The 22,336-nt window shown below is 57.2% G+C and carries 18 protein-coding genes; 9 read left to right on the top strand and 9 right to left on the bottom strand.

What is annotated here, in order from left to right; translation table 11 throughout:
• The first annotated feature begins 50 nt into the window (after positions 1–50).
• Positions 51–806 carry a response regulator transcription factor gene (locus FHX03_RS27635; RefSeq protein WP_097627783.1) on the top strand — a complete coding sequence of 252 codons (756 nt, stop codon included), beginning with the start codon at positions 51–53 and terminating at the stop codon, positions 804–806.
• Between the two features lie 200 nt (positions 807–1,006).
• Here FHX03_RS27635 and FHX03_RS27640 read toward each other — a convergent pair whose 3' ends face one another.
• From FHX03_RS27640 to FHX03_RS27670, 7 genes are all read right to left on the bottom strand, one after another.
• The gene (locus tag FHX03_RS27640) at positions 1,007–1,999 is read right to left on the bottom strand and encodes a glycosyltransferase family 2 protein (RefSeq protein WP_183856391.1); all 993 of its coding nucleotides are present in this window, start codon (positions 1,997–1,999) and stop codon (positions 1,007–1,009) included.
• Between the two features lie 198 nt (positions 2,000–2,197).
• Positions 2,198–3,013 carry a glycosyltransferase family 2 protein gene (locus FHX03_RS27645; RefSeq protein WP_183781191.1) on the bottom strand — a complete coding sequence of 272 codons (816 nt, stop codon included), beginning with the start codon at positions 3,011–3,013 and terminating at the stop codon, positions 2,198–2,200.
• 126 nt (positions 3,014–3,139) lie between these two features.
• Positions 3,140–4,192 (bottom strand): UDP-glucuronic acid decarboxylase family protein, encoded by a 1,053-nt coding sequence (locus FHX03_RS27650; protein WP_097627786.1) that lies wholly within the window; start codon positions 4,190–4,192, stop codon positions 3,140–3,142.
• Between the two features lie 39 nt (positions 4,193–4,231).
• Positions 4,232–5,725 (bottom strand): sugar transferase, encoded by a 1,494-nt coding sequence (locus FHX03_RS27655; protein ID WP_183856393.1) that lies wholly within the window; start codon positions 5,723–5,725, stop codon positions 4,232–4,234.
• 13 nt (positions 5,726–5,738) lie between these two features.
• Positions 5,739–6,596 carry a WecB/TagA/CpsF family glycosyltransferase gene (locus tag FHX03_RS27660; protein WP_183856558.1) on the bottom strand — a complete coding sequence of 286 codons (858 nt, stop codon included), beginning with the start codon at positions 6,594–6,596 and terminating at the stop codon, positions 5,739–5,741.
• Between the two features lie 541 nt (positions 6,597–7,137).
• Positions 7,138–9,264, bottom strand: coding sequence for a right-handed parallel beta-helix repeat-containing protein (locus FHX03_RS27665; RefSeq protein WP_097627789.1), 2,127 nt, complete (start codon positions 9,262–9,264; stop codon positions 7,138–7,140).
• Positions 9,261–10,580, bottom strand: coding sequence for an O-antigen ligase family protein (locus FHX03_RS27670; protein ID WP_183856395.1), 1,320 nt, complete (start codon positions 10,578–10,580; stop codon positions 9,261–9,263). The genes FHX03_RS27665 and FHX03_RS27670 overlap by 4 nt, the downstream gene beginning before the upstream one ends.
• A gap of 618 nt (positions 10,581–11,198) precedes the next feature.
• On the opposite strand from FHX03_RS27670, the gene FHX03_RS27675 reads away from it, so the two are divergent.
• The 8 genes from FHX03_RS27675 to FHX03_RS27710 all read left to right on the top strand — a co-directional run bounded on the left by FHX03_RS27675 (position 11,199) and on the right by FHX03_RS27710 (position 21,143).
• Positions 11,199–12,149 (top strand): glycosyltransferase family 2 protein, encoded by a 951-nt coding sequence (locus FHX03_RS27675; protein WP_183856397.1) that lies wholly within the window; start codon positions 11,199–11,201, stop codon positions 12,147–12,149.
• Entirely contained in the window at positions 12,146–13,246 is a 1,101-nt protein-coding gene (locus FHX03_RS27680) for a glycosyltransferase family 4 protein (RefSeq protein WP_097627793.1), read from the top strand. The genes FHX03_RS27675 and FHX03_RS27680 overlap by 4 nt, the downstream gene beginning before the upstream one ends.
• The gene (locus FHX03_RS27685; RefSeq protein WP_097627794.1) at positions 13,240–14,382 is read left to right on the top strand and encodes a glycosyltransferase family 4 protein; all 1,143 of its coding nucleotides are present in this window, start codon (positions 13,240–13,242) and stop codon (positions 14,380–14,382) included. Before FHX03_RS27680 ends, FHX03_RS27685 begins: the two co-directional genes overlap by 7 nt.
• Positions 14,379–16,583: a GumC family protein gene (locus FHX03_RS27690; RefSeq protein WP_097627795.1), complete on the top strand. Its 2,205-nt coding sequence runs from the start codon at positions 14,379–14,381 to the stop codon at positions 16,581–16,583. Before FHX03_RS27685 ends, FHX03_RS27690 begins: the two co-directional genes overlap by 4 nt.
• A 64-nt stretch (positions 16,584–16,647) precedes the next feature.
• Positions 16,648–17,751, top strand: coding sequence for a GDP-mannose 4,6-dehydratase (gmd, locus tag FHX03_RS27695; protein ID WP_097627796.1), 1,104 nt, complete (start codon positions 16,648–16,650; stop codon positions 17,749–17,751).
• Complete coding sequence (locus FHX03_RS27700) at positions 17,744–18,781, top strand: GDP-L-fucose synthase family protein (RefSeq protein ID WP_097627797.1); 1,038 nt, start codon at positions 17,744–17,746, stop codon at positions 18,779–18,781. The genes gmd and FHX03_RS27700 overlap by 8 nt, the downstream gene beginning before the upstream one ends.
• 434 nt (positions 18,782–19,215) lie before the next feature.
• Positions 19,216–19,704 (top strand): cupin, encoded by a 489-nt coding sequence (locus tag FHX03_RS27705; RefSeq protein WP_097627799.1) that lies wholly within the window; start codon positions 19,216–19,218, stop codon positions 19,702–19,704.
• 140 nt (positions 19,705–19,844) lie between these two features.
• Complete coding sequence (locus FHX03_RS27710; protein ID WP_183856398.1) at positions 19,845–21,143, top strand: mechanosensitive ion channel family protein; 1,299 nt, start codon at positions 19,845–19,847, stop codon at positions 21,141–21,143.
• A gap of 39 nt (positions 21,144–21,182) precedes the next feature.
• Here the strand turns inward: FHX03_RS27710 and FHX03_RS27715 are convergent, their stop codons facing one another.
• Positions 21,183–21,575, bottom strand: coding sequence for an SMI1/KNR4 family protein (locus FHX03_RS27715; RefSeq protein ID WP_097627956.1), 393 nt, complete (start codon positions 21,573–21,575; stop codon positions 21,183–21,185).
• 428 nt (positions 21,576–22,003) lie between these two features.
• Positions 22,004–22,270 carry a DUF2277 domain-containing protein gene (locus FHX03_RS27720; RefSeq protein WP_012560057.1) on the bottom strand — a complete coding sequence of 89 codons (267 nt, stop codon included), beginning with the start codon at positions 22,268–22,270 and terminating at the stop codon, positions 22,004–22,006.
• Between the last annotated feature and the right edge of the window lie 66 nt (positions 22,271–22,336).

Consider the following 22,336-nt stretch of genomic DNA (forward strand, 5'->3'; position numbering starts at 1 on the left):
TGATATTCGACTTTGAAGTACCGCGTAAAAAAGGCTGGGAGGATAGGGCGTTGGATACAATAAATATAAGCCACAGGCAGGAAAACATATCTCTTCCGTTGGAGATAGACGATGGTTCGACAGCGCTTGCCGGACCGTCAAAGTCAAAGCATTCGCTTGTCATTCTCGATAAAAGGGAACTTGACCGGCACTGCCTTGCGCAATGCATGGCCGCACACACGGCGGATTTCGTAATTCTGGCGTTCGGATCGATTGAGGAGTGGAAGCAAAAGCGTGAAGAATATCCTCCGCTTTCGGCAATCCTCTTGAACGTCGGCGGCAAGACGGTCGACGACCCTGTCGTTTCGGAGCAGATCAAGGCTCTTTCGTCGGAATTCGTATCGACACCGGTCATCATATTGTCCGATAGCGACGACTTCGCCCAGATCGTCAGGGCGATCGATTACGGAGCAAAGGGATACATACCTGCCTCCGTCAGCATTAGCGTCTGCATGGAGCTGATTGCGCTATCGGTCGCAGGAGGACTTTTCGTGCCCGCAAGCGCGTTGTTCGCCATGCGCCACTTGATGCAGTCGAACAATCCGACAGCGCATCCATTGGCCGGAATATTCACGGATCGCCAGGCCGAAGTCGTCGCGGCACTGCGCCGCGGGAAGGCGAATAAGATCATTGCCTACGAACTGAACCTGCGAGAAAGCACAGTCAAGGTTCATGTTCGCAACATCATGAAAAAGGTCAAGGCAACGAACAGGACGGAGGTCGTGTTCAAGCTTAACGACTTGTTCCAAAATACTATTCCGGCATGAACGTGAATACGTGCTGGTCGGAGCATTCCTGGAACCACGTTTCTTTGCTCAAATCACCCGGTGGCGCAAATGCGTCACCGGGTTTTTTGAGGGCGCTCTATTACGCTTCCTGCGATCTTGGCGTGAGCAACGATCGAGCGCTCGACATGGGCGGCTGTTTCGGCACTTGCGGATGAACTAACCCGGCCCGGTCTGCCTGTTCATGCTGCAACTCTTCGCCGCATCGAATTCAAGGCGTACCAGCACTTTGGACCGATCGTTTGCTTGCAGACCAATTTGATCCAGGGCAACGAATTTCGCACATCAGGGGAAACCTCCAATGCAAAACGCTGAATAGCCACGGCCGTCGCAACGTCGAAATTGTTGAATGCGATGCCAGCCTGTCGAAGCGCCTGTTTTCCGAGATCTCTGGCAAGAAAGCGTCGTAATATCTCATCTTTTCTCAGGCTATCGGCCGCTTGGCTAAATAGCATATCAAAGGCCTTTTTTCTTTGCACAAGGTCGGAGAGAATATTTTCTCCATAGTATTGCAGCGACATATTCGAGGAATGTTGGCGATATACTGCTTGATCAGCATTGATGAACCCTACGCCGGCATGTGATGCGAGCCGCAGCCACATTTCCATATCGCCGGCATGCGGCAGTTCCTTCAGGTAGCCGCCGACCTGCTTTTGCAGCGCCGTCCTCACGACAGCGGTCGCCGTTGGAACGAGATTGCGTGCTCCACTCAACTGCATGAATTGCCGACCGGACAAGATCTGCATGGCGTGCACGTAATTTTCGCCGAGAGGATCAGCGCGTTTGCTCATGGTGCCGTCTGGCTCCGCTATGATCGCGTTCCCGAACGCCAACCCCACATCCGGATAATTGCGCATCAGTTCCGCTGCACGGTGCAGCGCGCCTGGCAGAAGATAGTCATCCGCAGAAAGAAGCAGGAACAAGTCACCGCCTGCCCAATCGATCCCCTCATTGTAGGTGGCGATGTGCCGCATGTTTGCCGCGTGCCGCCGATAAGTGACCCGCGTGTCACGGGCTGCCAGGGCCATTCCGACTTCCGGCGTATTGTCCGGCGAGCAATCATCGAGAATAAGCACGCGCACATCGACGCCCGCCTGCGAAAGGACACTTTCAACGCATTCCTGTAAGAAATGGGCGTAGTTATAGCAGGGAATTACTACATCAACACGTTGCAAACTTCTTCCTCCGTGCGCACAGCGTCACCGTTGGTTTGACAGATCTTCCGGACGCGGCATCGTTTCGGTGTATGCATTGTCTGTTATTCTCGCAGATGTCGAGAGACGCTTTCGCCTGGCTGATTTCGTGCGCGACCAGACAGTCCCCAACAGGGCGGACCGCGCGGGAAGACAAGAGATTGGGCCCCGGCAAGACTTTCAGTACTCATGTTTTGGGCCGAGATAAGAGTAGGGGGAAAGCCTTGACAGCGCATATTGGCCGACCAGCTTTGCTACCGAGCGCCGTCTGAGCGGAAAGCCGAAATCCTGCCAGATGCGCCAGCGGTCCCGAGCCGGGAGAGACTTGAACCAGTAGTACGGCTGGTCGGTGAACGCGAGGGTCTTGCTGCCCGCAGGGGCAGGTTCCCCCATTCGCTTGTAGTCGGTTTCCCAAGTCGTGCGGTAGCATACCGTCGCAGTCGGCTCATGAGAGCACGACAGCCGGGAACTCCGGATCGAACTCCAATAGACGGAATCTCCGACTGGATAGAGTTCCCTCGGCATGTGAGCCCAGCGCGCAATGATCGGCAGGGCCGGTCGCGTGAGAAATAAGCAGTTCGTATCCACATGCGTACGGCCGTCGCTCTTTGAGTCGTCGAACATGTAGCTGCCGTCCGCGCGGTGCATCGAACGTCTCGATGTGCAAACCGCAGCACCAGTCCGGCGGTGAAGTTCGAGCAGGCGCTGAATGTGGTCGGGTCTGTACCAGTTGTCCGCATCGAGAAAGGCCACCGCGTCATAGCCCTGGGCAAAGGCGCTAAGGCTGCCGATCACACGACCCATGTTGCCCGCGTCGCCGTGAGCGTTCGGCAGGATGAAATGTTTTGCGTGCCAGCCACCGACGACAGCGTTCGGAAACCCGTCGGCAACAAAAACCTGGTCGCATGCAACGGTTTGGTCGAGAACGCTCGCCCGGCATTGCTCAAGGAGCTCGTTCGGCTCCTTGTAGTATGGCGTAATAACGGCAACGCGCATGCTTCATGTCCTCATTGTTGTTTTTGCAGCGATCGGCACGTCCGGCGATCGCCGCTCTTTTTGCAAACTGCGATTTGGGGCTCGGTTCATTGAAGAAACCGAGCCTTGATTTTGGCTTTGCCGTTCTCACGTTCCGAGAGGCGCAGCTTGCGGAGCGGGAAGTCCGACGGCCGGGGTAGGTAGATAGGTGTTCGCCGTTCGCGAAGACCGGACGCCAGGCACGCTCTTGACTCCGCCTGAAAGCTTCCACTCGAAATACGCGATCGTTTTCTCGAGCCCCTCTCGCAGGTTCACCGTCGGCTGCCAGCCCAGGTCCTGCTTTGCGCGACTGATGTCGGGCTTGCGCTGCGTCGGATCGTCAATCGGCAGAGGATTGTAAACGATGCCTGATTTCGATCCCGTCATCTCGATGACCATTTCGGCCAGTTCCCGGACCTGGAATTCTCCCGGATTACCGAGATTGATCGGACCCGTAACGCCGGCCGGCGCACCCATCAGGCGAATGAAGCCCTCGATCAGATCGTCCACATAGCAGAAGGAGCGCGTCTGTGTGCCGTTGCCGAAGATGGTGATCGGTTGGTTTTGAAGAGCCTGAACGATGAAGTTCGAGACGACGCGGCCGTCATTGGTCTGCATGCGCGGCCCATAGGTATTGAAGATCCGCGCCACCCGGATTTCCACACCGTATTGACGATGATAGTCGAAGAACAATGTTTCGGCGCACCGCTTGCCTTCGTCATAACATGCCCGCGGGCCGATCGGATTGACGCTGCCTCGATACTCCTCGGGTTGAGGGTGGACGGCCGGATCACCATAAACTTCGCTGGTGGAGGCCTGGAAGATCTTCGCCTTGGTGCGTTTTGCCAAGCCGAGCATGTTGATGGCGCCGTGCACATTGGTCTTCACCGTCTGCACGGGGTCGTGCTGATAGTGGACAGGAGAGGCCGGGCAGGCGAGGTTGTAGATCTCGTCGACCTCGACATAAAGCGGGAAGGTAATGTCGTGGCGAAGAATCTCAAAGCGTGGATCGTCGAGAAGGTGCAGCACGTTGTCGCGCGAACCGGTATAGTAATTGTCCACGCAGAGGACGTCGTTACCCTCTCGCAAAAGCCTTTCGCACAGGAATGATCCCAGAAACCCGGTGCCGCCGGTAACCATAATTCTCTTGTGTCCGTGCATTGATGTGCTCCGTTGTTGATGCTTGCCTCGTGGAAGTGGTCAGCAGGCTCCCCTGCGCTTGAAGACAGCGGGGATTGTGCCGAGAAGAATTTGGCAGTCGAACCAGAGGGACCGGTTGTCGATGTAGAACTCGTCGAGTTGCTGCTGCAGCTCGATATCCGCATCGCTTCGTTCGGATATTTGCCAAAGGCCTGTGAGCCCCGGCGTGACGGAACGGCGCTTGTCCCGAAATTCGCCGTCCATCGCCGAAAGATGATACTCCGGGAACGGCCGTGGTCCGACAAAGGCCATCTCGCCCGCAATGATGTTCGCCAATTGCGGGAGCTCGTCGATGCTCGATGAGCGCAGCATATGTCCTATCACCGGAAGGATGCGCGGATCGTCCTTAAGCTTGAAATGGCTCAGCCACTCGGCGCGCATGGCAGGGTTGTCTCGGAATAGTGCTTCAAGGCGCTGTTCTGCATCTTGGTACATGGTCCGTAATTTCAGGACGTGCACCGGCCTGCCGGACCGTCCTTCCCTGGCATGCCGAAAGAAGACAGGACCTGGATCGATGGCGTAGATTGCGGCCGCTGCAATCGCGATGAACGGCGCGACCACGATCGTTGCAGGGATGGCGATTGCGAGATCGAGGATCCGGCGAATTGGATCCGAGTTGATCGAGCTCCCACCGGTGGTGAGGCGAATGCCGATCTCTCCGCCGATATCGGCAGGTCGCAACCCACTGACCTTGAGGCTCGGTGTGTCGGACAGCAAAAGGACTTCGGCGAACTTCCCACGCAGCGCCGGCAAGCCGGACACAAGCGAGCCCCTGTCGCCCGCGATCAAAGCAATGGATGGCCCACCACCCGGCATTGCGTCCAAAGTATCGGGGAAAAAGGGGTCCGGCCTGATGCCATACTGCCAGTGGTCGGTGAAATGTGCCACGAGCGCGGGAGCGAGGTTGCGCCCCCCTATGACAACCGCACGCTCCCCCCAAATTCCAAGTCTCCAGCAAAGACCTCGTGCAAGCCAATGCAGAAATGGCTGAACAATCAACCCGAGACCGAGGAATACAATAATGGCAAACAGCAGCCGTCCCCCTTCCGGCAGGATAATTGCTCCGAATGCCGCCAGGACAGCCACCTTGACGGCAGCCAAAGTGCGTCGCCGCAGATGTTCGTGGTCATGCAGCCGATATCCGGGATAGAGGCCGGCCGATGCGTAAAGCACAATCGCAGCCAGTGCGGCGACCGTGAACGCGCGTTCCACGAACGTGCCATCCGAACCACTGGGAAGAAAGGACAGGAGAAGGAAATAGGCAAGCAAATAGCTGGCGGTGTCGCCGGCGACCAGCAAGGACGACGTTGCAACCCGTGGAAGCCGGCGCCGTAGCGCGACGGGCATATTCAGCCCTGCCGGTACAACGGCATCGGCGGTCTTGGCTGCTATGGGCGGCACGGACCCTGCCGGAATCGCCCGCGATGTCATGTCATTTGATGTGGATGCCTTCGACGGACCCGGTGTCATCGCTGACGGCACAAATATGGACATGACGCTTTACCCCCTACTGCATTTGTCCCGACACGCCCGATCCAGAAATGGCGTCTTCAATCGGAAACTGCCGAAGTCCCAGTCTCTGGAATGCTGACAGTGAGATGAAAGTCGGCACGACGAGCGCATAGCGCCGCCACAGCCGCCGCGGCTCGCACAGAAGACGAAACGCCCATTCGAAGCCGCTTCTTTGAATGAACCTCGGAGCCTGCCGCTTGAGGCCAGCATGGAAATCGAACGCAGCTCCGACACCGATAAGCATCGATGCTTCCAGACGGTCGCGCATGTGCGCCATCCAGAGTTCCTGCTTGGGACTGCTCAGCCCGACCCAGATAATATCGGCGCCCGACCGATTGAGCTGGTCAGCAATATCTGCTTCCTCCTGCGTCGACAGTTTGCGAAAAGGCGGCGCATAGGAGCCGACGATCTGCGCTTGCGGAAATTTTGCGAGAAGGCGCGCCTGCAGTTGTTCGAGCGTTTCGGCCGTCGCGCCATAGAGGAAATGGCGCAAGCCCTTGGCGCTGCCGGCATCGAAAACGGATAGCATGAGATCAGGTCCATAGACTCTGTCGCTTTCCGCATGCCCAGCCTTCCTCAGCGCCCAAACAAGCGGCATGCCGTCAGGGGTTACGAGGAACGCCCGGTTATGGATCGACCGGAGCTCGGGATCATCCTGACATCGGACGATGCCGTGTGCGTCACGAACGCAGACATATTCCTTCCTGCCGTCTTCGATCGCTTTTTGAATAAACTCAGTCGCGCTTTTGAGATTGACTGCCGAAACGCGAACGCCAAGGACATTCGTCCATCCTAAAGATCCCTCCGGATGAAGAACTGAAGTTGGGCTGCTGCCTACTGCTTGTTTTCTCATGACCTGCGCTTTCGCGACTGAAACTGTCATCAGAATATCCCGGCAGGCCGATTGCCTCCATACTTGCAGCTCCAGCTATTGGACGTAGAAGAGACTTCATCTTTACGTCTTACGCCGGGATGACGTACGATATTCGAAGTAAGTCCATGTACCCCATGGCTTGCCATGTTGCTCTTTTTGATGACCGCAGGGGGCGCACAGCATAGTCGCCCTCGCGCACACAAAGCCGCGGAGGATCGCGTTCTATCTTTATGAGCAGAATGAAGACCCGCCCGCGAATTGAAGGTTGGACCGAAAGCTCATCGCAGGACCTGGTAAAGAGCATGCCAGAGAAGAACCCGGGCCTACGAGCTGGCAATGCCATAATTTTTGTGGCGCAGATCGAACATGCCGGCAAATGCCGACGCTGGTTCGCAGAAGCCTAGCAGGCTCGCGAGCGGATTTGACTGCGGCTTACCTTGACGCGATCGATTGTTCCACGGATCGGCGGCCTTCTGCCGGCTCTGTTGCCGCAGAACACCGCTCGTCGCGGCGCCCTTTGTCATTCCGCCGGCGCGACCACGCTTCCGATGTCCGCCCCAGCCTTCTGAAGATCCCTGAGGCTGCCAAATTCTCCCGAACGCATGATGCTCGGATCTATTCGGAAGCTCTGGCTGTTCAAGTTGCCGCTGTAGCGGTTGCGCGCGAATTGCACAAATCCAAGCCCAAGGTCGGGAGCGTTGACATACGCGACAATGCCGCTGTCGCTATCAACCGATACAACATTCTCCTCGATACGATTAGGGCGTGCCCATGTCGGACGCCAACCCCTGCCGGTACCGTCATCAACCCGAAAAGCCGCTCCCGATCCGTGCGTGATGACGTTTCCCGTTACCAGGTTGCTCCAACCGCCGTTGATACCGATCGCCGCGACATTGCCCGAGAGGGTATTTCCCTCGATGCGCAGCCCGCTCGCCTTCCCATCCGTATAGATCGCCCAGCTGATAGGAGACGGCCATTCCCTGGTGTTCTCATATCCGGGAGGCCAGAACGTCCCATCGGCCCTGTTCATGAGATGACCGGTCCCGGTCACGAGATTGGAGCGGATGGTGCTGTTCAGAGGATCGCCCTGCTCGCCCATCATCTTGATGGCGCCGCCATCTGCCGTCTGCTGATTGGCATTATGGATCACATTGTGCTCGATGACAGCGTTATAGACGGCGTCATTGGAACCCCACAGCGATCCGCCGGCAATTCCGAACTGCGCCGTGTTTTCGATCAGGTTGTCGGCGATCCTGACATTATCAGCCGCCTGGAACCATATTCCCGCGGTTTCAATATATACCGTTCCAATATCATGAATGTGGTTTGAAAGGATCCTGGCGCCGTTCGACTTGCCGAACGTGCCATAATTGGTGCCGACGTAGATCCCGTTGCCAGCCACATCTGCAATCACATTGGCGGCAATCAACGCATCCTTACTTTCCGTCACATGCACCCCGACGCCGACATTCTCGATGCTGTTGCCGAGAATCCTGACGCCGTCAGAGTGTTCGATCCGTATGGCGCCAAATCCTCTGGTTTCCGTATAGAACTTGCCGCTGCCTGCAGGAGCTCCATCTCTAAACTCTAGCCCTGATACGACCATCCCATTGGCCCCATCCAACTTGAAGAACGTCGGCAGAATGCCAGCAACAACCATGGAATTGGGCAATGATTGATCGACGGGGATATAATGAAGCTGGCCCGCGACAAGGTCGTACCACCACTCTCCGGGAGCATCGAGCAATGCCTTTGCTCCGGCAAGGAAATAGCGGCTCCCTTCTGCAGTAAAGAAATAGCCTGTGCCTTCCGTATAGACAGTCCGGCTGGCGCCATTGATGGATACAACTGGAAGCGTATCATTGCCCCACTGGCTTCCGGGGCGATACCCGCCAACGATGTCTGCGACCAGTCCACTTGTATCATCCACTGCCGGAAGATCGCCGGCATGGAAACAGAAGCGCGTGTTTGCTTCCGACACGTCGATGGCAGGCTCGCACTTTGCGGCAAACAACCATCCCTTGCGCGGATCGCCATCGTCGGGGGCGTTGGGGAATCGCGCCTTGGTTTGGCGTATCCCGTCGACGAAAAGGTCACCGACCGCTTCATCCGGTGGCAATTTCAGTGGCGCCGTCCACCCGCCATCCGCCTGCTGCGCAAAGTTGTCAACGCGCAGCCCCCCATGCAAAATCGGCGCTTCATCGCATCTTGCCGTCAGGATCAAGCCCGCATCGCGAGTGTCAAAGACGATCGGCTGCGTAAGATAGTAATCGCCTTTAGCGAGCGCGATGGTGTTGGTGCCGCCCTTCTCACGGGCAGCATCACGAGCTCTTTCGATGCTGGCGAAAGGGCCGTCGCCACCCTGCTGATTTGCGGTCGGAAGGAGACCGCTCCAGCTGTCTTTGCCATCGGGAGAAACGTAAAATAGCGTTCGCCCCCCGGTGCTGCTGCTCAATACATCACTTAAGGAAGTCCCATTCAACTTGGCTGACATCGTCGGGGAAGCTTCCGCACAAGTCGCCTCCCTGACGAGCATCTGCAGGCGCTCTGGCGCATCTATCTCCGTCTCGACTGGAGCCGGATTGCTGGACCGCGGAAAGAGCATGACAGGTAAAATGCTCAGGATCAGTCCAAAACGCCGGTTCATGATGTCTGCAACCCGCTCGTAAGGCCGCGCGCGGGCGCCTGCCAAGGTGGCGAATGGCTGACCGAAACGACGGGCGCGTACAGCGAAAACATGATGATGGCTGTGGTAAACAGGATGAAGATGGCGTCATTCTGAACGAAAAAAATACTTTCTGTCAGGTTCATCACCAAAATCATGATCGTCAGGACATTGAGCCAGAGCCACCCGTACTGCGGATCATGACATTGAAGGAACCCACCCTGGCGGATTGCATAGGGAACCATCAGAACAAACGGAATCATTCCCATGATCCCAAAGCTCATCAAGATATCGCGGTATCCATTATGCGCGTGGGGCGCCGGCCAGCCGATCTTCAACCAGATATGCGTCGCTTCGGGGTTCGCGACTGTCCAGAAAGCCTGGTAGCCGTAGCCAAGCAACCAACGATCGGATATTTCGCGATCAACCAGCTCCCACAGTGGCACCCGACCCGTCAAGGTCGCATCCTTGCCGAGCGCTTCAAGGGCCGGAACCAGGAACTCGTGAAGCGAAATCAGAATGCCGAGAGACAGCTGAACGAAAAACAGGACGATGACGACGCGGCCAATGCTGCTGCTTCTTTGCAGCAGGGAATAAAAGCCGATCAGGCAAAACGCCACTGACGTTGCAATAATCGCTGTCATCGATCCGGAGCTTGCAAGGCAAATCACACCCGCCGCCAACAAGACGAATGCGGTTCGCCGCAGGCCGAACGTCCCGTCGATCAGCATGGCCGTCGCCACCAGGATCATCAACGACGCGTACCAGCCGAGCACGTTCTTGTGAATGAAGACGCCCCGCATGGCACCATCCGGCATACTGGCGAGGCTTGGTGACACCACGGCGACAACCACACTGAGGGTGATACAGGCTCCAAGCGTTACAAATACCAGGAACAGCAACTGCCTTGGCGTGAAACGTATCGCGAGGACATAGGAAAGAAGCACGCAAAACAAAAGGCCGATTGCGCGCCTCAAGGTCGTTGGCGGTGATATGGACCACAGGGTAGACAAAAACGGCAAGGCAAGCATCAGGGGAACAATCAGATTTCGCCTGAGCGCCGTTAGAAACTGCGGAAAATTGCGTAGCAGGATCACGGCTGTAAATGCATATATAGGAAGGCAAGGAAGACGCAGCATGGATTTGGCAGATTCACTGAGCGTTCCGTCCGCATCTGAAAGGACAAGCGGCAGAAAGGCGCCTGCCTGAAGAAATAGAGATATGCCGGCGCCCCAGCATTCTATGACCCGCCAACTGATGGTTGGTCCGCTGGCAGTTCTAAGTCTATCTACTCTCATTATCCGTCCCGACTGAATTGAACAGACAAGCGACTGTCGATCGCGGCAGATCAAAAACAGCTGTCGGCCTTCGTGGCCGCGCTGCTCTCAAGCAATCATCCAGCCACATCCGCGGTCAACCTGTCCTAGTGAAGGGCCGGCTACGCCTAATGCACCCTGCCTCCACCCAAAGGCGATGTTGCGCCTAAGCTTTCAGCCGGTCTTTACCCAAAAGGCGGGTCTTCATGTCCGCGAATTGCCCTTAAGAGCAGATGTTGCGCTTATCCGTTCACCGGTACCGTGGCGATGAATGTCTTATGAAGCGTGGTGGGTAAGCCGCGGTTCCACTGCAATGAGGCAACAATTCTGACAGAGTCTATCTCTGCAGTCGAAGCCTGGAAGGTTAGGATTGCTATGTTTCTGCGTCATGATCCTAGTTCTCTATGCAACACGACGGGCGCTCTACTCGTCGTGGCATTGTCAGCAGCGATCTCATCGGCTCGGCGCGAAATGCCGTTTGGCCGACGAGGTATTTTGGATATCACCATTCCAAACCGCGATGGCTGCGCAAAGGGCTATCTCTTAAGCAAAGTTGCGCTGCACAGCGGTGCATCGCGGCAGCCCGCCTGAGAGCGCGCCATGGAGCGGCCGGCCCTCAGTGTCCTCATCAACAATTACAACTACGCTCGCTTTGTCGGACGGGCCATAGACAGCGTATTGAACCAAGACGCGTGCAACGTCGAGATCATCGTCGTCGATGACGGCTCGACCGACCAGTCGCGGTCTGTTCTGCAAGCGTATGACGGCCGAGTAAAGGTGATCTTTCAGGAGAACGCCGGACAGGCCGCCGCGATCAATACCGCCGTGAGATCAAGCGTGGGCCAGATCCTCTGTTTTCTGGATGCCGACGACTGGTGGGCGCCGAGCAAGCTGTCAGCGATGGCTGCAGCGTTCCGCGCCAACCCTCAGGCATCGCTCGTCTATCATCGACTGCAGCCGACGCTTGTCGATGGCACGGCGACTTCCAAGCCGATCCCTCGAACGCTGTGTTCCGGCGCCTTGTCGCCGCTACTCACACGATCGGCTGGTTGGTGGCCTTTTCCGATGACGTCGGCCGTCGCGGTACGTCGAAGCGCATGGGATGCTGCGGGCAGCATTCCAGAACAGTTCCGCATATCAGCCGACGCCTGGCTCGTGGGCATCTATCCGTTTCTGGGGGACGTGATTGCCATGCCGGATCCGCTTGGATTCTACCGCATCCACAATAACAACTGGCATCGCTCAACCGAGGACGCCACCACGCTACGGCGGCGGATGACGCACTGGCGGCATACCGTTGAGGTAACGAACCTGTTTCTCTCAACCCATGACCTGCCGGCAAGACTACATCTGGCGGATCACTATCCCTATCGCGTTGCCTCGGCGAAGCTGCAGGGCGCCGACGCTCTCAGCCGGTTCAAGCTTGCGGTCGAAGGCCTCTTCTTTGCCGGCGAACCGAACCTGCTCAGGCGGACGCGCGATAGTTTGCGCTCGGCGCGCGGCCTGTCACGGATCGGTCTTGATGTAGGATTGTCGGAGGCAGCGAAATGAAGGCGCTGTTATTGGTTTCCGAACTGGAAGATTATACCATCTCCTTCGCCAGCGGCGTTGCCCAACACCTGGACGTTGTGCTTGCCGTGCCGCGCCGGCGCTATGCGCATCTCGCCTCTTCCTTCGATCCGGCTGTTGATCTGCACCTTCTCGACTGGCCGAGACACCGTTCTCTCTCCAATCCCTGGTTTCTGTACCAGCTCACGCGCCTGATCCGGCGGGAGCAGCCGAACCTTATTCATCTCCTTAGCAATTCGACGCTTTGGCTGAACCTCGCCGTGCCGTTCTGGCGCCCGATCCCGCTTGTGACGACCATCCATGACGTGGAAATCCATCCCGGCGATATGGAGACGCGCACGCTGCCCGGCTGGGCTCCCGAACTGATGGTAAGGCAATCCGGACATCTTGTCGTCCACGGGGAGGGACTGAAGCAACTGGTTCTCGATCGATACGCGAAATCCGCCGATCACGTCCATGTCCTGTCGCATCCCTCCATCCTTCGTTATGCGGAACTCGCCCGGCGACAGAAGATGACGCCGCGCGAAGCCGATGGAACTATACGCGTGCTGCTGTTCGGGCGGATTTTTGCCTACAAGGGTCTGGAACATCTGGTCCGGGCCGAAGCGATACTCAAGGATGTGCTTCCCAACCTGCGCATCACGGTCGCGGGCCGCGGCGACGACCCGCGGATATTCCAGGCGCTTATGGGCGATGCCGGCCGTTACGATATTCGCAATCGTTTCATCGAGGATACGGAGGTCGCCCAGCTATTCCTCGACACCGACATCGTCGTGCTTCCCTACACGGAAGCATCCCAAAGCGGTGTGCTCAACCTTGCGGCCGCATTTGGCAAACCGGTCATCGTTACGGATGTCGGCGAGTTGGGTGGCACCGTTCAGCCCAACGGGTTGGGAATGGTGGTCCCTCCCGGAGATGCCAAAGAGCTCGCGGCAGCGGTGAGGACATTGGCAGACAGCGGCGAGCTTAGAAACAAGTTCGGCACCAATGCGCTTCAATGGGCCAAAGGACCGAATTCGCCGGAACGGGTCGGCGGTCAGGCCGCGGCCGTTTATCGAGAGGTGGTCGGGTCATGCTGATGGAGGCGCTCACGGACAGAAGTCGGCTGGCGGCACGGAGCGCAGCTAGCGTCCGCCACTATGTTCCAGGCGGCTGCGAAAACGGCGGCGGCATTGGCAGGCTGGTCGGCTATATAACCGAGACGGCGAAAGAGACCGGCGCCAAACATTTCGTCACCGATACGAGAGGGGCGCGATGGTCCAAATTGACGTCGCCGGCGCGCCTCATCGGCGCCATCCTGACGATGGCGAAGGACCGGATCGTTGCACCCGACCGCATTCACCATATCCATCTCGCCGGCCGCGGCAGCACCTCGCGAAAACTGATCCTGACGGAGGCTGCCCGTTTATTCGGATGCTGCCACATGTTGCACCTGCACGACTACGACTATGCCGGCGACTTTGCGCAACGCTCGCCGCGCCAACAACGGCTCATCCGTCGGATGTTCCAGAATGCCGATTGCGTTGTGGCGCTGGGCCGGCGCGACCGCATGACGCTGACGACCCTTCTGGGCGTTGACGAGCGCCGCACGGTCGTTGCCCATAATTGCGTCCCCGATCCCGGGGCGCACGATATTCGCGCCGGCCAGACACCGCTGATCATATTCCTTGGCCGGTTGAGCGAACGCAAGGGCGTCACGGAGCTTCTGCTGGCCCTCAGCCACCCCGTCATGAAAGACCTCAAGTGGAGGGCTGTATTGGCAGGCGACGGGCCCGTCGAGGATTATCGCCGTCAGGCCGACGCCATGTCGCTTTCCAATTTGGTAGAGATGCCCGGCTGGCTCGACGCAGCTGAGGCGCGAGCCCTGTGTGCGCGTGCAGATATCCTGGTCCTGCCTTCGCACGCCGAAGGTCTGGCAATGGCCGTGCTCGAAGGGCTGTCCCACGGGCTCGCAGTCGTCACGACGCGTGTCGGAGCGCACGACGAAGTTATTACCGACGGTGAAACCGGGATCTTCGTGCCCATCGGAGATCCGAATGCCTTGGCTGCAGCCTTGGCGAAACTGGTGACCGATCCGGAAACCTGCATCCGCCTCTCGGTCCAGGGGCGCATGCATTACCTCAACCATTTCAGCATGAAGGCCTATATGCGGTCGCTCGAGCAACTATACGAAACCGTTTCCGCGAAACCTCAAGCAGTGGTTGGCGCCCGATGACGATTTCCACTCTTCCGCCGGACCGCAATCTTCCGATCTCGCCGATGCGCTATGACCCGCGCTTTCAGGTAGAGACCAAGGCGGACAACTTCGATCTGGCATCGATTTACCGTCTCGTCCGCCGAAGAATGATCATGATCATCACGATAACCATGCTGCTCATGGCGCCCGCGGCGATTATGATCTTTGGGCTGAAGCCCACCTACCAGGGCTGGGCCCGGTTGATTGTCCACCAGCCCCTTGCAACATCACTTGATGCGGATGATTCCAGCCACAGTGATCTGCTTGACGCGAAATCGGAGACTGAGCGGCTTCTATCCAGAAGCATCGCAGAGCGAGTTGTCCGCGAACTGCAGCTTAACGTGCGGGAGGAATTCAATCCGGCGCTGCGGGAGATTTCCCTCATCGAAAGGATCCGGACGAAGCTGCGCGGCCTGTTCGACACGAAAAAGCCCACCTCGCCTTTACGGGACAACATCAACGCCATCATCCCAGAATATTATAGGGCGCTCGGCGTGTGGCATGAAGATAAGAGTGACGTCATCCAGATCAGCTTCAATTCGACTGATCCTGAACTGGCAGCCGTGGTGCCGAACCGGGTCATCGGCATTTACCTCGATGAGCGGAAGGAGAGCGTGCGTGGCCGCCTGGATGCAGCGGAAGAGTGGATACGACAGCGCATCACGGAACAGCAGGTTCGCGCTGACACGTCTCGCGACGCGGCCCGCAACTATCAAGAATCGATGGACGTCGTCTCGAAAGAGGACGCTCAGGAGGAACGGATCAAGTCATTTCTGGAACTCACTGGCCGAGAAGGGAAAATCGAAGAAAGCCGGGTTGAGGTAGAGGCGGTGATCTCGACGCTGGAATCAGCGGATAACGCTTCGGTCGCTGCGCAGAATATCGTCGTCCCTGACAGCATTGCCATAAAGCAACGCGATCTTCGCGGACAGGAGCAGGATCTCGCCCGTCTTCTCGAGACATATGACGGCAATGCCGAGGCCGTGGTGGAGCTACGTGGAGAGATCCAAGAATCCCGTGCCGGTCTCGAACTGGCGACCAAACAGTATCTCCAGACAATGCGCGCCAAGCTCGTCGCACTTGATCATGAAGCTGAAGCAGTACAATCCAGGTTGGTTGTTGCTAATGAAAAACGCATACGCGATGCGCTGGTGCAGACGGAATTGTTGCGACTGCAGAAAATCGCCGAAAAGGAACAAACGGCACTCGACAAGCTTGAGAACCAGCGCCGTGACCTCGCCGCGAAAGCCATGCTGCCGGGGGCGGAGTTGGAAGTTCTAACACCGGCTACAGTGCCGCTCACGTCAACGGGACGTGGACGGCTCTCCTATCTGGTGGGCGCCCTCCTGGCTGCGATCTCTGCCGCCGTAACGGCTGCTTTCGTGATCGAAATGTGGGACCGGACGGTTCGCAGTTTCGACCAAATAGCTGGAATGGCGCGCACCTTACCGGCTGGACTTATCCCACGTCTGGCGCGGAGTGAAAATTCGAAGACGATGTTCGCACATATGCCGGTCCCGATGTTTGACGAAGCAATCCGGACCGTGGTGCTTTCACTCAAGCAGTCCAATGGCGGCAAATTGCCGAACAGTATTGTCGTTACCTCGGCTCACAGCGGAGATGGCAAGTCGCTTGTCGCGCGATCGCTGGCCATGGAACTTGCCGCTGCCGCGATTCCGGTCCTGCTGGTCGATGGCGACCTCCGACGGGGAAAACTCGATGCGTTTTTCAGGTCGGGGGTCATGTGCGGACTGAACGAATTCCTGAACGGTCAGGCCGATTTCCGCGACATCGTCTACCACCATCCAAGCGGCATCGATTTCATTCCATCTGGAAAATTCAGTCTCCAGCGGCGGGTCCGTCCGAACGGCCTGGCAGAAATCATCGAGATGGCGGTCGCGGCCGGCCAGATTGTCATCTTCGACAGCGCGCCTGTACTCGCCTCGGCAGATACCGTGCTTTTGACCTCCCTGGCGGAAAGAACACTGGCAATCGTTAGATGGGGGAAGACGAGCCGACGCGCAGTCGAGTTCAGCCTGCAGCAAATGAAAAGCTCACGAAATTCGGAAATCATCGTCGCGATCAACAACGTAAACCCCGAAAAGCACGCATTGTATAATTTCAGCGACTCGGAATTGTTTTCGAAATCTCTGATGAAATACTACAAATTCAAAGCATGAATACATCACACGCAGTGTTTAAACGCTCAATTTGCTTCTGGATTGGTATCGAGTTGGAGGAACCATGGATACGGGAATGAGAGAGAACCGAAAAGTTGCGCTGATTACGGGCATAACCGGTCAGGACGGCGCGTATCTGGCCGAAATGCTGTTGGAGAAAGGCTATATCGTTCACGGCCTGAAGCGCCGCTCATCATCCTTCAACACCAGTCGCATCGAGCATCTCTACGAGGATCCCCACATCGAGAATCCTCGCTTTATCCTGCATTTCGGGGACATGACCGATTCAACGAATCTCATCCGTGTCGTTCAGGAAACGCAGCCGGACGAGATCTACAATCTCGCCGCACAGAGCCACGTTCAAGTCTCTTTCGAGACGCCGGAATACACAGCGAACGCGGATGGAACCGGCACCCTTCGGTTACTTGAAGCAATTCGCCTCCTGGGGCTGACCAAGAAGACCCGCTTCTATCAAGCGTCCACCTCCGAGCTCTACGGCAAAGTCCAGGAAGTCCCGCAGAGCGAAACGACGCCTTTCTACCCTCGATCACCCTACGCGGCCGCCAAGCTCTACGCCTATTGGATTGTGGTCAATTATCGCGAGGCATATGGCATGCACGCCTCGAACGGCATCTTGTTCAATCATGAAAGCCCGATCCGCGGCGAAACATTCGTGACCCGCAAGATCACCCGGGCGGCGGCGGCGATCCATCTTGGCCTGCAGGACAGGCTCTATCTCGGCAATCTCGATGCCAAGCGCGACTGGGGACATGCACGAGAATATGTCCGCGGCATGTGGCTGATGCTGCAACAGGACCAACCGGAGGACTATGTCCTTGCAACCGGCGAAACGCACTCGGTTCGTTCCTTTGTCGACAAGGCTTTTGCCAAGGTGGGCATGCAAATTGATTGGCGTGGGAACGGCGTTGAGGAAAAGGGATACGACAAGACATCCGGTCGGTGTGTGGTGGAGATCGATCCCGCTTATTTCCGTCCGACTGAAGTTGATCTTCTGATCGGCGACCCGACGAAGGCGCACACGAAGCTTGGCTGGAAACATGAGACCAGTCTTGATCAGCTGGTTGCGGAGATGGTTCGCGAGGACCTCAAAGTCATGGCACGAAATGTTCCGTCGGCAGGTGTAACCAAGGGTTTTGCCTATGCCTGAGGTGATCTACAGCCTTGCTGGAAAAAGGGTCTATGTCGCGGGCCACCGCGGCATGGTGGGCTCTGCGATCGTGCGGCGTCTTGCTTCGGAGGGCTGCGAGATTTTGACGGCGACGCGTGCCGAGGTCGACCTCAGACGGCAGGAGGAGGTGGAAGCTTGGATGAGCAAGAATCGTCCCCACGCTGTCTTCCTCGCTGCTGCGAGGGTCGGCGGCATTCTCGCAAACGCGACCTATCCGGCCGACTTCCTTTATGACAACCTCGTTCTCCAAGCCAATGTCATCCACGCGGCCCATCGAGTCGACGTCGAAAAACTGATGTTTCTAGGTTCGTCCTGCATCTATCCGAAACTCGCCGACCAACCGATCGTCGAGGAGGCACTTCTCACTGGATCGCTTGAGCCTACGAACGAATGGTATGCGATTGCCAAAATCGCCGGATTAAAGCTTTGCCAAGCCTATCGCAAACAGCATGGCAGAGATTTCATCTCGGCCATGCCCACCAATCTTTACGGCCCAGAGGACAATTTTGACCTCGGATCCAGCCATGTGATGCCGGCGCTAATACGCAAGGCGCATGATGCCAAGATCAACGGGCAGCAAGAGATATGCATCTGGGGTACTGGCACACCGCTGCGCGAATTCCTGCATGTTGACGATTGCGCCAACGCCTGCGTCCATCTCATGAAGACCTATTCCGCCGAAAGTCATGTGAACGTCGGTTCCGGCGAAGACATTGCCATCCTCGAATTGGCGCATCTCGTCTCCAAGGTCGTTGGCTTCAAAGGCAAGATCAGGCGCGACCTCACCAAGCCAGACGGCACGCCACGAAAACTCTTGAATGTCGATAAGCTTCGCACACTCGGCTGGTCACCCAAGATAGGTCTGAAGGAGGGCATCGAAGACGCCTATCGCTCCTTCCTGGATGGTCATTATCTCGAACGCGGCAGCAGCGAAGTTATGGCCGGGGGCGTGATGGGTGGAAGCGACATCGGTTTGGAGAGAGCCGAGACTTCGGCGCTGCACGTTTAGACGCTTGCTACGGTCGCTCACCCTCGCGCATAGCGAATTAGCGCGGGGAATAAAAAGCTTTGTCCGGGGGGACGCATATGCTGGGATGGAGCAGATAATGCAACCAGTAGAAATCAGGATTGCAGCGCTCATTTTCCTCATAGTCGTGTGGGCGGTGATTATCGGTACGGCAATGGATTTTTTCGCGGTCGACATACCGATGTCGCTTGTCGCTCTATTGCATAGATAGTCCGCGTCGGATGTCTCGGCGAGATTACCTTTCACTGAGAGGTAGCCATCCTTCCCGAAGCTACAGCCTATCAAGGAACCCTTGGCGAACATCCCGGTTTAGCTTTTTGAGGCGGCAGCACAGATGCGTTCAATGAGAATGCGTCGAAACCTGCAAGAACAGCTGAACGCTCCGTGGCAATCAATGGCAATCTTAGGTATTCAACATGCACGCCGAGACGATAATTTTCGAGCCGAGCGACTGGGTTCCGAACAATCCGCGTCTTCCGGTGTTGATTTATCGAGGCCTTTTTGGCTACGGTGGACCAGCTGATTTCGAAAATCGCTTCGTAGCCAATGGTTGGACAGGCATCTGGACAAACGGCGTCTTCAATTATCAGCATTACCATTCCGGCGCCCATGAGGTGCTTGGGATTGCAATTGGTGGCGCTACCCTGCTGATCGGCGGTCCCGGCGGTCAGGCACTCAAGGTCGCTGCGGGAGACTGTTTGGTGCTTCCAGCCGGGACGGGGCACCAAAATCTCGGTTGCACAGCGGACTTCCAGGTCGTCGGCGCCTATCCCAAGGGACAGCATGCCGACATCCAGACTTCGGCTGCTTCAAGCGAAATGCTGGCGAAAATCTCGTCCGTTCCCCTACCCCACAGCGATCCCGTTCAAGGCCCGTCGGGATTTCTAACCGAGACATGGCGGTAGTCATTCGCGGAACCCGACCGATGTCGCGGTAGTAGACCCGATCAATGGCCTCGCCGGGGAGCACCGGCCATCCTTGGGTGAATTGAACAAAACTCGTGTCGACGCCTTATCTGCCTTGAAGCTTGCTAAAGGCCAGGACCATGGACGTCAGGCAGACAATCGACGCGGTCGAACAGTGGCTCAGAACGTTCGTGTTGAGCGAATGGACGTTTTACCAATTCGGGATCATCGCCGTCGGTTACCTCGCTGCGTCTTTTCTGGCATCGCGCACCGAGCCTGCATTGGAATCGAAAGCGAGGCGCATCAAAGGTAATCCGGACCTGTTGCGCGTCATAATCGCTTTCATGCGCCGCTTGAAGTGGCTCTTTCTGGCCGTATGGCTATGGCTTGCAAACGTCCCTCTCACACAAACGACCTGGCCGTCGCGACGGTGGCTGGTCTCGACCGCCCTGACGCTGACGGCGGCGTGGTTCATCATCTCCGTCCTGACCAAGATCATCCGCAATCCCACATTGTCGCGTATCGTCGCAATCTTCAGCTGGAGCTACGTCGCGTTGTACGCACTTCGGCTTGACGATCCCGTGCTCTCCGCGCTCGATGGGCTGGCTGTCAATCTGGGCGCGGTGCGCCTTTCACTGCTTCTTGTGCTCAAAGCCGTCGTCCTGGCCGTCACGCTCATCTGGGTCGCGGTTCTCGTCGGCAATGTCCTTTCCCATTGGGTGCAGAGGTCGGGCGACCTTTCGCCATCGATCAAGGTTCTAATCAGCAAATTCATAAAAATCGGCTTGATCATAATCGCCGGCGCAATCGCCTTATCAGCCACCGGCATCGACCTCACCGCATTGACCGTTTTTTCCGGTGCCGTTGGCGTAGGCATAGGCTTCGGCCTTCAGAAGGTCGTATCGAACTTCATCTCCGGCATCATCATCCTCCTCGACAAATCCATCAAGCCGGGCGACACGATCACGCTCGGCGATACCTTCGGTTCGATCCGCGATCTGCGTTCGCGGTTCGTCTCGGTCATCACGCGTGACGGTAAAGAATACCTCATCCCCAACGAGGACTTTATCTCCCAACAGGTGGTCAACTGGTCGTTCTCCAGCGACTACGTCAGGATCGACGTCGACTTCGGCACGGCTTATGACAGCGACCCGCATGAGGTCGTCAGCATCGCAATCGCAACCGCCTCGACGCTGGACCGCGTCGCCAATCAATACAAGCCGCCGGTATGCTGGCTCATCTGCTTTGGTGCTTCGTCGCTGGACTTCCGGCTCCGCTTCTGGATCTCCGATCCCGCAAATGGCCTGACGAATGTCAGGGGTCAGGTGCTGATGGCGCTTTGGGACGCGTTCAAGCAAGCCGGCATCTCCATCCCGTTCCCGCATCGGGAGATCATCATGAAGACGCCTGTCGAGATCAAGCAATCGCGCGAGGACTAAGCAGATCAGGCTCTCGTTCAAACACAAAACGGGCGGCCGTTACCAACCCTCTCCATTTTCGATCGCCATGATGAACTCCTCGAAGCCGCCCCCGAGCACTCTCACCTCATCCTCCCATGGGCCGGCGAACACAAACGGGATCGAGATGTAGTTTCCATCTATGATGCCATAGGCAGCTGGCCCGCCGTTCGAACCGATCAGAAAGCGACGCTCCTGGAGCTCAAACATGTCGTACCCGGCAGCCAATGCAAGCTCCTGGATGCTCCAAACAACCAGGTAGCCCCGACCTATCTCGTCATTGAACCCATTTGAGACACGCAGGAATGCCTTATAGTCGTCAGGCAATATGATCCCGAGTTCGGTTTCGCATTCTTCTATTTCAGCCAAGCTGGCTCCGGGCGGTTGAAATCCATGCCGCAATTTTTCGAACAAGGAGCCTACTCCATCGAACCCGCACATCCATCGCTATCAGGTAAGCGATCCAAGGCGCTTGGCAACCCGCCTCGACTATCGCACTGGGGTAGCGTGAAGTGATGGGCAAGTCGCCGAAGCGTCTTGACGGCACGCCGACGTCGGCCACATGTCGCCGGATTCTGTCGGCACTTTCCGGGTGCCAGCGAGATCTTAGGAACGGCGCCGATGCGAAATCCTATTTTACCGGCCATTGTGGCCTTGTTGTCGGCCGGCACCGTTGCGGGTGCCATTCTGCTTCGCCGGACTGGTTTCGATCGATGCCTGAAAACCGTTTCGACGGACATCTATCGCCAGGGCGGTACGGCGACCTTGGATCCGAAAGACGTCGAAGCGCAAGCAGCGCGCATCTGCTCGGATCATGGGGCAAGGTAAGCCGAAGAGTTGTCTTACGCGAAGCGGATCGCCGTTCTCGCCCGCGCCTTTGCGGCAACTTCCTCTCGATCACGAGGAGGTTGGGAGGTCTCAAGCGAACTCAGCAGCTCGTGAGCGCACTTGGCGATCGACATGACCGCCTGCTCGAACGCCGCCTCATTGCGTTTCGACGGCTTGGTGGTTCCGCTCAACTTTCGCACGAACTGAAGCGCGGCGTCATGGATCTCATCGTCCGTCGCTGGCGGATCGAAATTGAACAGTGGTTTGATATTTCGGCACATGAGCTGCTCCCGTTCTTCTCCTCTCTTCCACCGAGAGGAGGGATGACCGCACATAAAGTAGTCGCG

Origin of the sequence: Rhizobium sp. BK456, assembly GCF_014194045.1 — a bacterium.
GTDB classification, from domain to species: Bacteria; Pseudomonadota; Alphaproteobacteria; order Rhizobiales; family Rhizobiaceae; genus Rhizobium; species Rhizobium redzepovicii.

Coding starts and splice junctions, on each gene's coding strand:
- FHX03_RS27645 (WP_183781191.1), bottom strand. CDS start 3,013: ATGCGCGTTGCCGTTATTACGCCATACTACAAGGAGCCGAACGAGCTC.
- FHX03_RS27650 (WP_097627786.1), bottom strand. CDS start 4,192: ATGCACGGACACAAGAGAATTATGGTTACCGGCGGCACCGGGTTTCTG.
- FHX03_RS27655 (WP_183856393.1), bottom strand. CDS start 5,725: ATGTCCATATTTGTGCCGTCAGCGATGACACCGGGTCCGTCGAAGGCA.
- FHX03_RS27660 (WP_183856558.1), bottom strand. CDS start 6,596: ATGAGAAAACAAGCAGTAGGCAGCAGCCCAACTTCAGTTCTTCATCCG.
- FHX03_RS27665 (WP_097627789.1), bottom strand. CDS start 9,264: ATGAACCGGCGTTTTGGACTGATCCTGAGCATTTTACCTGTCATGCTC.
- FHX03_RS27670 (WP_183856395.1), bottom strand. CDS start 10,580: ATGAGAGTAGATAGACTTAGAACTGCCAGCGGACCAACCATCAGTTGG.
- FHX03_RS27675 (WP_183856397.1), top strand. CDS start 11,199: ATGGAGCGGCCGGCCCTCAGTGTCCTCATCAACAATTACAACTACGCT.
- FHX03_RS27680 (WP_097627793.1), top strand. CDS start 12,146: ATGAAGGCGCTGTTATTGGTTTCCGAACTGGAAGATTATACCATCTCC.
- FHX03_RS27685 (WP_097627794.1), top strand. CDS start 13,240: ATGCTGATGGAGGCGCTCACGGACAGAAGTCGGCTGGCGGCACGGAGC.
- FHX03_RS27690 (WP_097627795.1), top strand. CDS start 14,379: ATGACGATTTCCACTCTTCCGCCGGACCGCAATCTTCCGATCTCGCCG.
- gmd (WP_097627796.1), top strand. CDS start 16,648: ATGGATACGGGAATGAGAGAGAACCGAAAAGTTGCGCTGATTACGGGC.
- FHX03_RS27700 (WP_097627797.1), top strand. CDS start 17,744: ATGCCTGAGGTGATCTACAGCCTTGCTGGAAAAAGGGTCTATGTCGCG.
- FHX03_RS27705 (WP_097627799.1), top strand. CDS start 19,216: ATGCACGCCGAGACGATAATTTTCGAGCCGAGCGACTGGGTTCCGAAC.
- FHX03_RS27710 (WP_183856398.1), top strand. CDS start 19,845: ATGGACGTCAGGCAGACAATCGACGCGGTCGAACAGTGGCTCAGAACG.
- FHX03_RS27720 (WP_012560057.1), bottom strand. CDS start 22,270: ATGTGCCGAAATATCAAACCACTGTTCAATTTCGATCCGCCAGCGACG.